The sequence below is a fragment of the Aquirufa sp. Wall-65K1 genome, from assembly GCF_054558475.1.
In genome coordinates, this window is sequence record NZ_JBPXKD010000007.1 from 106,754 (window position 1) to 118,977 (window position 12,224).

12 protein-coding genes are annotated in these 12,224 nt (G+C 37.7%); 5 read left to right on the plus strand and 7 right to left on the minus strand.

All coding sequences use genetic code 11. The features are described from left to right. Positions 1 to 693: a zinc metallopeptidase gene (locus tag ACST15_RS11115; RefSeq protein ID WP_459454727.1), complete on the plus strand. Its 693-nt coding sequence runs from the start codon at positions 1 to 3 to the stop codon at positions 691 to 693. Positions 694 to 724: 31 nt separating this feature from the next. Here the strand turns inward: ACST15_RS11115 and ACST15_RS11120 are convergent, their stop codons facing one another. Beyond that, the gene (locus ACST15_RS11120) at positions 725 to 2,437 is read right to left on the minus strand and encodes an amino acid permease (RefSeq protein WP_459454728.1); all 1,713 of its coding nucleotides are present in this window, start codon (positions 2,435 to 2,437) and stop codon (positions 725 to 727) included. A 103-nt stretch (positions 2,438 to 2,540) separates the two neighbouring features. Between ACST15_RS11120 and ACST15_RS11125 the strand changes: the two genes are divergently transcribed. Beyond that, complete coding sequence (locus ACST15_RS11125; RefSeq protein ID WP_459454729.1) at positions 2,541 to 3,548, plus strand: glycosyltransferase family 2 protein; 1,008 nt, start codon at positions 2,541 to 2,543, stop codon at positions 3,546 to 3,548. On the opposite strand, the gene ACST15_RS11130 is transcribed toward ACST15_RS11125, so the two are convergent. Continuing rightward, positions 3,545 to 3,766, minus strand: a complete 222-nt coding sequence (locus ACST15_RS11130) for a PspC domain-containing protein (RefSeq protein ID WP_459454730.1) — start codon at positions 3,764 to 3,766, stop codon at positions 3,545 to 3,547. The genes ACST15_RS11125 and ACST15_RS11130 overlap by 4 nt on opposite strands. A 321-nt stretch (positions 3,767 to 4,087) precedes the next feature. On the opposite strand from ACST15_RS11130, the gene ACST15_RS11135 reads away from it, so the two are divergent. Continuing rightward, a complete protein-coding gene (locus tag ACST15_RS11135) occupies positions 4,088 to 4,282 on the plus strand; it encodes a cold-shock protein (protein WP_459454731.1) in 195 nt (64 codons plus the stop codon). A 148-nt stretch (positions 4,283 to 4,430) separates the two neighbouring features. On the opposite strand, the gene lysS is transcribed toward ACST15_RS11135, so the two are convergent. After that, a complete protein-coding gene (gene lysS, locus ACST15_RS11140; RefSeq protein WP_459454768.1) occupies positions 4,431 to 6,146 on the minus strand; it encodes a lysine--tRNA ligase in 1,716 nt (571 codons plus the stop codon). 229 nt (positions 6,147 to 6,375) lie between these two features. Here lysS and ACST15_RS11145 point away from each other — a divergent pair, with 229 nt between their 5' ends. Next, the gene (locus tag ACST15_RS11145; protein ID WP_459454732.1) at positions 6,376 to 7,851 is read left to right on the plus strand and encodes a Do family serine endopeptidase; all 1,476 of its coding nucleotides are present in this window, start codon (positions 6,376 to 6,378) and stop codon (positions 7,849 to 7,851) included. Positions 7,852 to 8,093: 242 nt separating this feature from the next. On the opposite strand, the gene ACST15_RS11150 is transcribed toward ACST15_RS11145, so the two are convergent. Then, on the minus strand, positions 8,094 to 9,077 hold the full coding sequence (locus tag ACST15_RS11150; protein WP_459454733.1) for a pyruvate dehydrogenase complex E1 component subunit beta: 984 nt from the start codon (positions 9,075 to 9,077) through the stop codon (positions 8,094 to 8,096). Positions 9,078 to 9,219: 142 nt separating this feature from the next. On the opposite strand from ACST15_RS11150, the gene aroB reads away from it, so the two are divergent. Further along, a complete protein-coding gene (gene aroB / locus ACST15_RS11155) occupies positions 9,220 to 10,248 on the plus strand; it encodes a 3-dehydroquinate synthase (protein WP_459454734.1) in 1,029 nt (342 codons plus the stop codon). Here aroB and gatC read toward each other — a convergent pair whose 3' ends face one another. From gatC to gltX, 3 genes are read right to left on the minus strand one after another with little or no spacing between them, the layout of a single operon-like run. Then, complete coding sequence (gatC, locus tag ACST15_RS11160) at positions 10,249 to 10,539, minus strand: Asp-tRNA(Asn)/Glu-tRNA(Gln) amidotransferase subunit GatC (protein ID WP_459454735.1); 291 nt, start codon at positions 10,537 to 10,539, stop codon at positions 10,249 to 10,251. Then, entirely contained in the window at positions 10,523 to 10,714 is a 192-nt protein-coding gene (locus ACST15_RS11165) for a hypothetical protein (protein ID WP_406751686.1), read from the minus strand. The genes gatC and ACST15_RS11165 overlap by 17 nt, the downstream gene beginning before the upstream one ends. A 1-nt stretch (position 10,715) precedes the next feature. Beyond that, the gene (gene gltX / locus ACST15_RS11170; protein ID WP_459454736.1) at positions 10,716 to 12,218 is read right to left on the minus strand and encodes a glutamate--tRNA ligase; all 1,503 of its coding nucleotides are present in this window, start codon (positions 12,216 to 12,218) and stop codon (positions 10,716 to 10,718) included. Between the last annotated feature and the right edge of the window lie 6 nt (positions 12,219 to 12,224).

Genomic DNA, 12,224 nt, shown 5'->3' on the forward strand with positions numbered 1-12,224 from the left:
ATGACAGGAATCTATGTTTTAACCATCCTTTTTGGAGTTATCGGAATGATGATTTCTTGGAGATTAAAATCCAAATTCAAACAGTATTCAGAAGTACCCTTGCAGAGTAATTTATCCGGACAACAAATTGCGGAGAAGATGCTTTCAGATCATGGAATCTATGATGTCCGGGTGATTTCCGTAGATGGTCAATTAACAGACCATTATAACCCAAGCGACAAAACCGTTAATTTAAGTGCGGATGTATATCATGGCCGAAATGCCGCTGCTGCAGCAGTAGCAGCCCACGAATGTGGACATGCTGTCCAACATGCCCAGGCTTATTCTTTTCTACAGTTTAGGAGTGCCATGGTGCCTTTATTGAATGTGGCCAATGGTTTCATGCCTATCTTATTGATGATAGGAATGATGATTTTGTATTCAACTGGAAATGCCACTCTTTTGAGTATAGGGGTAGCTTTATTTGCCCTAGCAACCATTTTTAGCTTTGTGACATTACCTGTGGAATTTGATGCCTCTAACCGTGCTTTAGCATGGATTAAAAATAATCAAATCGTTAATTCAAGTGAATATGAAATGTCCAAGGATGCACTTTGGTGGGCGGCAATGACCTATGTGGTAGCAGCTTTAGCCATGCTAGCTCAATTACTTTATTACCTCAATTTATTGGGAGGACGAAGAAGTAATGACTAACAAAAAAGGGCCAATTAAATTGGCCCTTTTTTTATACATGTAATTTACTTTTTCGATAGCTATAACTGAAATAAATTAAAAAACCTGCGATACACCAATAAAGGAATCTCTCCCAATTGGTAGCACCCATTTGCGTCATTAAATATAAATTAACTAATAAGCCTAAAACTGGGATCAAAGATAAATTGATGGTATAACTAAAGTAGGCCAATACCAACCAAATTAAAAAGAATGCACTGAGCAAGAAATGGTCTACTCGCGCTTCTCCCACCCAATGGGCATTCCAATAACTTGACCATGCATCGGCTGTCGGCAGATAAATATATAAGCAAATCAAAAAGGCCAAACCCACCCAATATTTAGCATTGATATATGGTATTTTAAACTTGGATTTCTTTTGATTCTCTGGGTCTAAATCCAATATCAATACACCGCCACATACCAACACAAATGCGAATAAGGTACCAATACTGCTAAGGTTAATCACTTCTTCTAGATTGGCAAATAGTGCAGGAATACCTACTAAAACGCCCGTCATGATGGTAGAAAATGAAGGAGTTCGGTATTTAGGATGAATATTAGAAAACGCTTTAGGTAATAATCCATCCCGAGACATTGTCATCCAAATACGAGGTTGTCCCAATTGATAAACCAATAAGGCACTAGTTAAGGCAATGACCGCACTAGCCGCAACCACTCCGGCAACTCCATGTAAGCCTACTTGGGTAAACATATAAGCCAATGGATCTTCAATACCCGCCAAAGAAGCAGAGGGAACAATGCCCGTCAAAACCAAAGTCACTAATACATAAAGTACCGTACAAATAATCAAAGCCCACATCATGGCCTTGGGGATATCCCTTTGAGGATTTGTACATTCCTCTGCAGTCGTTGAAATAGAATCAAAACCTATATAAGCAAAACAAACAGCTGCCACACTTTTTAATACCCCACTGATGCCATTGGGAGCAAATGGCGACCAATTTTCTACCTGAACATAAAATGCACCTACACCCACCACAATCACAATGACCAATAGCTTTAGAATGACCAAAATATTATTCATATTTTTGGTTTCACGAATACCAATATATACCAAATAGGTAATAGCGGCCGTAATCAATAAAGCAGGAATATTAGCTACAAAATGCCAACCGAAAATAACCGGAGCCGTGGCATAAGCAGTATAACCTTCACGCACATTTACTGATAAGGATTCTAACAATTGGCCTTGATTAAGAGCTACTTGTGCTTCAGAAAACGCTCTTTTGGCGGACAAAAAATCCATGGTTAAATAATCTGGGATATGATAGCCTAGACCTTCCATTAAATCAACAAAATATTTAGACCATGAAATGGCTACAGCCACATTGGAAATAGCGTATTCTAATAAAAGATTCCAACCTAAAATCCAGGCAACTATTTCCCCTAAACTCGTATAGGCATAGGTATAGGCGCTACCACTAATGGGGACCGTTGCCGCAAATCGAGCATAACAAAAGGCCGTAAACATACATGCCACGGCAGTAAAAACAAATAAAAGAGATACAGCGGGACCTCCATTGGCGGATGCCTGACCGATGGCAGAAAAAATACTAGCACCAATGATTGCGGCAACACCTAAAAAGGTTAGGTCTCTAACGCCTAAATTCCGAACCATGGATCCACCTTCCAGCTTTTCAATCTCGATTTGATCAGAAACTATTTTATCAATGGACTTTTTGCGAAAAAAGGATGAATTCATGCAAATTAATTAGTTGATGTGATGGTAAGTAGAACAAAAATACATCTTTCTCGAATAAATTCTAATTTGAACGATTTACTTACCTTTGTAGGAAAGGAACATTATGTCGGTAGCCATTGTCATTTTAAATTTTAACGGAAAGCATTTTTTAGAAAAATTCTTACCATCCGTTATATCTACCTGCCCTGCCGGCAGCATTTACGTAGCAGACAATGGTTCCACCGATGATTCCCTGGATTACCTAAAAAAGCAATTTCCAGAAATACATCGAATAGAAGGAAAAGGAAACTTAGGTTATGCAGGAGGTTACAACAGAGCATTAAAATCCATTCAAGCCGAATTCTACGTTTTAATGAATTCTGACATTGAGCCTAGCGAAAACTGGTTAAATCCTTTATTGGATTACATGTCAAAAAACACCCAAGTAGCCGCTGTACAACCTTATATCCTAGATTATCAAAACCAAAATTCATTTGAATATGCTGGTGCTGCAGGTGGATTTTGGGACAATTTAGGATTTCCATTTTGTCGGGGAAGGATATTTGAATCCATTGAAAATAATCATGAACAATACCCCACGGGTCTAGTTCAATGGGCTACGGGAGCCTGCTTACTCGTTCGTTCAGAAATTTATTGGAAAGTTGGAGGATTAGACGACTATTTTTTTGCTCACATGGAAGAAATAGACCTATGTTGGAGAATTCAACGAGCAGGATATCATGTAGCGGCGGTGGCAGAAAGTAGTGTTAAACACGTAGGAGGAGGAACTTTAGCACAAGGAAACCCCTTTAAAACCTATTTGAATTTTAGAAACAATCTGATACTCTTATACAAAAATCTACCTCAGAATAAGAAAAGTATCACTATTCTGTTCAGAATGCTTGCAGATGGCTTAGCTGGTATCAAATATCTATTATCAGGTGATTTTGCGTTGATTGGGGCCATTTTGAAAGCACATTTTGCATTTTATTCTTATGTATTATTTGAAAAAAACAAACAAAATTTAGCCCCTGAATTAATTAAAAAAGAGCACATTGCCAGCTACCCAAAATCCATAATTTGGGCCTATTTCGTACAAAAAAGAAAAAAATTCAGTGATTTAAAATTCTAAAATTCCCAGACCGTTGGGTTGTTTCTTTGGCGTAAATATCGACGAATATTCATCCAAAAAGCCAAGATTAAATAAATGATGATGGGAGAACCCATCGTAATGAAAGAGGTATAAATAAAATACAATCTGATGCTAGAGGTAGAAATTTTAAACTTCTCTCCTAATCTAGTACAAACTCCAAAAGCTTGATTTTCAACGAAATACTTTACTTTTTTCATGTAGCTAAATTTAATGCCTACAAAAATATTAATAATTACCCGATTCTCGGTAGTAAATTTAAATAATTCAAATTTTTATACGAATATTGCAAAATTAAAATAAAATAAATGATAATTTTTAATATTTAATTTGATTTTGCTTGCATGCAATTGAATTTTATATACATTTGGACACTTAAAAGTTTTAATTCAGCAAAATTCTCGACTTCATCCCTCCTAGTATCTCTCCGGCTTACACTCCATTTGATTCTATAAGTTTGTCCCAGTCAAAATTCTTGCGTCTAAAATTCTTTAAGATTTAATTTTTAACATTAATTTTTTATGCAAACTGGTAAAGTAAAATTTTTCAACGAGACGAAAGGTTTCGGATTCATCGTTGACGACCAAACAGGTGAAGACATTTTTGTACACGTAACTGGCTTAGCTGGTGTTACAATTCGCGAAAATGACAGCGTTTCCTACGAAGTAACTGACGGAAAGCGTGGAGCTAACGCTATCAATGTAAAGAAAATGTAATTTTCTTACATGTCCTTGATTAGAGCAAATCAGTATTTTCCAATATATATTAGGTTATCCTATTAAAATTGCAACATTGATCTCTAATAAAGAGAAAAGAAAAAGCCATCCCGAGGGATGGTTTTTTTGATTTAAATGCATGTATAGATTAAGATTCAATCCAAGCAATGACTTCTTCTTTGCTCGGCATAGGTGATTCTATCTTTAATTTCTTACGTAGGCCCCCTAAATCATTGAATACTTTATTGGGATTGGCTGATTTTAAGGCCTCTAGTGTTAAAATTCCCATTTTTTGTAGGGCTGGAATCCATTGTTCTGCTACCCCTGCTTGAATAAAATCAGCATCAGAAGATACTTCTTTCAAAACTTCTGGGCGCATTTGAGGGAAGAATAAAACTTCCTGAATGGATGCTTGATTGGTCATTAACATGGTTAATCGATCTATTCCAATTCCAATGCCTGAGGTTGGAGGCATGGCATACTCCAAAGATCGGATGAAATCATGATCCATAGCCATTGCCTCATCATCTCCTTTTTCGGCTAATCTCAACTGATCTTCAAATCTTTCTTTTTGATCGATAGGATCATTCAATTCAGAATAGGCATTGGCGATTTCTTTACCATTAACAAATAGCTCAAATCGTTCCACTAATCCATCTTTTGAACGGTGCTTTTTCGTCAAAGGAGACATTTCTACAGGATAGTCTATGATGAAAGTCGGTTGAATCAAATTTGCCTCAACTTTCTCTCCAAACAGCTCATCAATTAACTTGCCTTTACCCATTTGCTCGTCCACTTCCATACCAAATTCAAGGCATTTAGCACGTAATTGATCTTCAGACAAGGCATCAACATCTACACCGGAATACTTTAAAATAGCTTCAGAAATGGATAATTTCGGATATGGCCCGGCAAATTCAATAGCATTTTCACCTACTTGTACCTGGGTTTGCTGGTGCAAAGTTTGAGCTACTTTCTCAAAGATTTTTTCGGTTAGGTCCATCATCCAATGATAGTCCTTGTATGCTACATAAAATTCCAAAGAAGTGAATTCAGGATTGTGGGTACGATCCATTCCTTCATTTCTAAACATTTTTCCAAATTCATAGACTCCGTCAAATCCACCAACAATTAATCGCTTCAAATACAGCTCATTAGCAATGCGCAAATAAAGAGGCATATCCAAGGTATTGTGATGCGTTTTGAAAGGACGAGCAGACGCCCCCCCGTGAATGGTTTGCAAGACGGGTGTTTCTACTTCTAACCAACCTCGCTCATCAAACATAGACCGCATGGTGGATATGATTTTGGCACGCTTGATAAAAATATCTTTTACCGATGGATTAACGATCAAATCGACATAGCGTTGGCGGTACCTCAATTCAGGATCAGAAAAGGCATCAAAAGTTTGACCTTCTGCTTCCTTAACCACTGGTAAAGGTTTAAGTGCTTTGGATAAGAGGGTAAACTCACGTACATGGACAGATATTTCACCCATTTGTGTAGTAAATACATAGCCTTTTACACCAATAATATCACCTATATCAAGCAGTTTTTTAAAGACCGTATTATATAAGGTTTTATCCTCGCCCGGACATAAGTCATCTCTCCTAAAATACAATTGAATTCGGCCACTCGCATCTTGCAATTCAGCAAAAGAAGCATTTCCCATGATTCGGAATCCCATCAATCGACCTGCCAAAGTAACATCTTGAAAATTGGCTGATTCTACCGAATAATCTGACAAAATATCCTTGGCATATACATTGACTGGATAGGCAGCTGCGGGATATGGATCTATGCCCAAAGCCATCAAATCCAATCTTTTTTGTCTTCTTAATTGTTCTTGCTCACTTAAAACCATGTGGAATTCTCTTATTTCTAAATTGAATTGCAAAATTAACCAATTATGAGCCGATTAAAAAATGGATTCTATGTCAATAAAGATTACTACTTCACCTAGAAATAAAAATGCCAAAAATTCATAAAATCTGCCATTTCTTAAATCTTGTTAATAATATACCTCGAGTAGAACAATGGCACACAAATTGCGTTAATTTAGCAAAACAAAAATCTAAAGCATTTTTATCATTATGGAAATCAAAAACCACCTTAAAACGTATGTGATTATTGCGCTACTATCTAGCGGTATCACTCTTGGCGCCTATTCTTTATTGAATTTAGGTTCCTCGCACACCATAGGTGATGCACCATCAGCATTTACAAGTTCAGTTTCCAACATTCAAAATGTACCCGGAAATCCCGGAGAATTCACTTTCGCAGCTGAAAAAACAACTCCTGCGGTAGTTCATATTAAAACCAAGATGACTGCTCGTCAGAGTCGTCAATCATCCAGCCCATTTGATGACTTTTTTGGATTCGGTGACCCTTTTGGAGGTCGTCGCCAACAGGCCCCGCAAACACAAGAAGCTTCAGGATCTGGTGTGATCATTAGCTCGGATGGATACATTGTTACCAACAATCACGTCGTTCAAGAAGCCGAGGAAGTAAGTGTAATTCTAAATGACAAACGGGAATATAAGGCCAAAGTCATTTCTACAGACCCATCTTCCGATTTAGCTGTTATTCAAATCAAGGCCGAAAACCTACCTTTCCTAACTTTTGGAGATTCCGATGCCTTAAAAGTAGGTGAATGGGTGTTAGCAGTAGGAAACCCTTTCAATTTGGAATCTACGGTTACAGCGGGTATCGTTTCAGCAAAGGGTCGTCAAAACATCATTGATCGCGATGGAGATACCAATCCATTGGAATCCTTTATTCAAACAGATGCTGCCGTTAATCCAGGTAATTCAGGAGGAGCATTAGTGAATTTAAAAGGAGAGTTAATTGGCATTAACACGGCCATTTATTCTAGAACGGGGCAATTTGCCGGTTATTCATTTGCTGTCCCTGTAAGTATTGTTAAAAAAGTCTCTTCCGATTTAATTAAATACGGAAATGTACAACGTGGTTTCTTGGGAGTAAGCATTATGGAAGTAAATGCCAAATTGGCAGAAGAAAAAGACTTAAAATCGAAAGATGGAGTTTATGTGGGAGGTTTCTCAGAAAATTCTGCTGCTAAAGATGCAGGTATTAAAATCAATGATGTTATCACCAAAATTGATGGAACAGATACAAAATCTTCATCCAAACTTATGGAGATCGTTGGTAGAAAACGTCCAGGAGAAAGTATTTTAGTAACTGTTAACCGAGATGGCCAAACCAAAGAATTCAAAGTAACCCTTAAAAATAAGGATGGAAATACGTCCATCGTCAAAGGAGATGCTGGAGAATCAACTAAATCCGAGTTCTTAGGTGCAAAATTTGGTACATTGAGTAGCGCTGATAAGGAGAAATTCAAGGTTAGTAATGGGGTGAAGGTGATTGAAGTTCTCAGCGACGGCCGCCTAGAAATGTATGGTTTATCAAAAGGTTCTATCATTACCAAAATCAATGACAAAGCCGTAAGTGACCCAAAAGAAGCGGTTCAGTTATTGGAAGCGCGCAAAGGACGGATTAAGCTTGAGGGTGTTGATGTAGACGGATCTCGCTTCATTTACGTCCTATAACTCTAAGAAAAATTTAAGGTATTGAAATAGTAAAAGTCCTCCGATTTCGGGGGACTTTTTTTTGTTTTTGAACGCTATTTTCTAACGCTGTCAAGGTTTGGAACCTTGACAGCGTTGAGCGTTCATAACGATTTTGGAAATAATTTTGTTGTCCAAGAAATTGATAATGATGAATAATCAACTATTCCGCAAAAAAAGAGCCAAGTTATAGCTTGGCTCTTAATCAGTATTATGAAAATAAATTACTTTCTATAAGTAACCGTTTTAACTGCCTGAATGGTACGTTCCACACTTGGTAAAATTTCTTCTATCAAGGTAGGAGCGTAAGGTAAAGGTAAATCTTTTGAATTAACACGAACCACAGGTGCATCTAAATAATCAAATGCCCAACGTTGTAGGTGATAAGTAATCTCGGAAGAAATGGCTGACAATGGGTTTGCCTCCTCAACTACTACGCAACGGTTTGTTTTCTTAACAGATTCCACAACGGTAATGTAATCAATAGGGCGGACACTACGTAGGTCGATAACTTCCGCATGTATTCCCATATTAGTTAATTCTTCTACTGCTGGCATTACCACACGAGAAAGCATTTTACCGAAGGTTACAATGGTAACATCTTTACCTTCTTTTACCACGTTAGCTTTACCAATTGGAATTAAAAATTCTCCATTGGGCACTAATCCTTTGTCGCCATACATCAATTCAGACTCCATAAAAATAACAGGGTCATTATCACGAATCGATGCCTTTAAAAGACCTTTTGCATCTGCTGGATTAGAAGGAACTACTACTTTCAAACCAGGGGTATTAGCATACCAATTCTCAAAGTTTGACGAGTGCTGTGAGGATAATTGACCGGCATTTCCAGTAGGTCCACGGAAAACAATTGGACATGAATATTGTCCACCTGACATCGACATCATTTTGGAAGCGGAGTTGATAATTTGGTCAATAGCTACCAAAGAGAAGTTGAAAGTCATAAACTCGACAATCGGACGTAAACCATTGGCTGCCGCCCCTACTCCAATACCTCCAAATCCTAACTCTGCAATCGGAGTATCAATTACTCGGTCCGGACCAAACTCATCCAACATACCTTGGGAAACTTTGTATGCACCATTGTATTCCGCAACTTCTTCACCCATTAAAAAAACGGATGCATCGCGTCGCATCTCTTCTTGCATTGCCTCACGCAAGGCTTCTCTGAATTGAATCTCTCTCATAAAATGTTAAGGTGTATGAAAAAACATAACCGCGCAAAATTAGGCAAGAAAAAGCATACCACAAAACCAAAATTAGGTTCTCAAATTGCCCATTTTGAGAAATTCGTGGTATTTTTAAACTTTCATACGAATTTTACATCCTATGTCCGTACAAATAGCTCCCATTTCCACTTCACTACCTTCTTTTCTTGACTCTAAAAACTATTCCAGAGTTATTGTTTTAGTGGATGAGCTAACCCAAAAACATTGTTTACCCAGGATTGAAAAACTACTTCCAAAAAATTTCATCAAAGTTGTTATTAAATCAGGTGAAGCCCATAAAAACCTGGATACTTGTGTGAAAATCTGGAAAGTAATGACCAAATCTAATTTAGATAGGCATGCCTTAATGATCAATTTAGGAGGAGGAGTCATTGGTGATATGGGTGGATTTTGTGCCTCTACCTATAAAAGGGGGATTGACTTTATTCAGATCCCCACAACGCTATTGGCTCAAGTAGATGCAAGTGTGGGTGGCAAATTAGGCATTGACTTTCAAGGCTTTAAGAATCATTTAGGTGTATTCCAATTACCAAAAACGGTCCTAATTGACCCTACTTTCCTAGAGACATTAAGCGAAAGAGAAAAGCGTTCAGGTTTTGCCGAAATCATCAAACATTGCCTAATTCGCGATGCTGCAAAGTGGGAGGAAATAAGTCAGTTAGATTGGCAAGAAAATGATTTCCCTAGCTTAGTCGCCCATTCTGTAGCCATCAAGCAAGCCGTTGTTACAGAAGATCCCAAAGAAGCTGGAATTCGTAAAATACTTAATTTGGGGCACACGCTAGGTCATGCTGTTGAAACATTTTTATTAAACCAGGGGAAAAGAAAAATTTTACATGGTGAGGCCGTTGCGGTTGGGATTATTACGGAGGCCTTTCTTTCATACAGCCGAAATTTAATTACTTTGACTGAATTGGAAGACATTGAAGCTTATCTATTTGCTACCTATGGAAAGGTAAGTATACAAGAAAGTGAAATTCCGGAGATTATTCGATTAACCATGCAAGACAAGAAGAACCTCGGAAATGAGGTTCGTTTCTCTTTACTAACAGGAATTGGTGATTGCGGATATGATATTCCGGTTGGAAAATCAGAAATGAAAAAAGCCCTGCAATACTATATTGGGTAATTATTCAATAACTTGAGGTACTTTAAAATAGCTTTCGTTGGTATCTGGACCTAAATTCAAGGCTTTCTGACGATCCAAAGTTGCCTTGGCTTGATCTTCCCTAAAATGATTTATGGCGGGAGTCATGTGAACTAAAGGTTCAACCGATGAAGTATCTACTGCATTCAAAGCTTCCATCCAATCCAATACTTTATTGATTGAATCTTGCATATCTTGAATTTTCTCCTCTTTCAACTCCAAACGAGCCAAATGAGCAATTTTAATCACATCTTCCTTATTTACCTTCATCATTCTTAGGATTTAATTTTTTATCATCTGGCATTTCTTTATCTAAAAATGCATTCAAAGCATCTCGATTCAAGGTAGATGTAATTTGTCCAAATGAATCAATATTCATCTCAAATCCAGCCAAATCGGGGTGAACTTTAGGAGCTTTTTCCTTTACTTTCTTTGATTTATCTTTCATATTAAATGGCTGGAAATATATCTAAGGCTTTATTTAGTCTTGCTAACACTTGTTCCTTACCCCAAAGTTCCAATGAAATCATTAAATCCGGTCCTGCACCTTTCCCACTCATCGCTACTCTAAACAATTGCATCACCTTACCCATTTTAATTCCAGCTTGCTCCAAACAAAGTTGAATACAAGCTTTAATATCTTCCGCATGCCAATGCTCACAAGTAGGCAAAGCTCCCAAAATTAATTCTAGCGCTTGTTTGGTTTCAGCATTCCATTTAGAACTTAAAACCGCCTCATCATAAGTTACTGGAAATTCAGAAAATTCTTGTACCAGTCGTTCCAGTTCTTGGGGAAACGTTATTCTATCCAAAAACAAATGCACAAAGGCTTCTGCCTTTTCAGCATCAATAGATGGTAAATAAGTAGAAGCTAATTCTTGAGCACTATGTTGTTTCAAATATTGTTCATTGAACCACTGTGCTTTTTTAACATCAAATTTGGCCCCGGCTTTATTTATTCTTTCCAAAGAGAATGCCGCAATTAACTCATCCAATGAAAACAATTCCTGCTCAGTCCCCGGATTCCAACCCAGAAAAGCTAGAAAATTCAAGGTTGCTTCAGGCAAATATCCTTCTTGTTTAAATCCTTTCGAAATGGCTCCTGTTTGTGGATCTGTCCATTCCAAAGGAAATACAGGGAAACCACCTAAATCAGCATCTCTCTTGGAAAGTTTACCATTCCCTTCCGGTTTTAACAATAAAGGTAAATGAGCAAATTGGGGAGGATTCCAACCAAATGCTTGATATAGTAAAATATGTAAAGGAGCGGATGGCAACCACTCTTCACCTCGAATTACATGCGTAATTTGCATGATATGATCATCTACTACATTGGCCAGGTGATAGGTTGGCATACCATCTGACTTCATCAGTACTTTATCATCTATGCTGGAAGTATGCACATGTACCCAATCACGTATGGTATCTTGAAAACGAATTTCTCCTTTAGCAGGAACCTTTAGACGAATGACATAAGGGATATTGTTGGCCAACAATTGATCAACTTCCTCTTTAGAAAGAGATAAAGAATTCCTTAGTTTTACTCGTGTTACTGCATTGTATTGAAATGCTGATCCTTGACTTTCAAAGGTTGTTCGCATGGCATCCAATTCTTCAGAAGTATCAAAGGCATAATAGGCTTTGCCAGAATTAATTAACTCATCCGCATAAGACTTATAAATATCTTTTCTTTCGCTTTGACGATATGGTTCATGAGGTCCACCAGCACCAATACCCTCATCAGGTGAAATGCCTAACCATGCCAAACTTTCTAGTATATACGCTTCAGCACCGGGAACAAAACGTGCTTGATCTGTATCTTCAATCCTTAGAATGAAGATACCTCCCAATTTTCGAGCTAATAAAAAATTATATAAGGCTGTTCGTACACCACCGATATGCAGTGGACCTGTAGGACTTGGGGCGAAACGAACACGTACTGAATTAGGCATATGAAT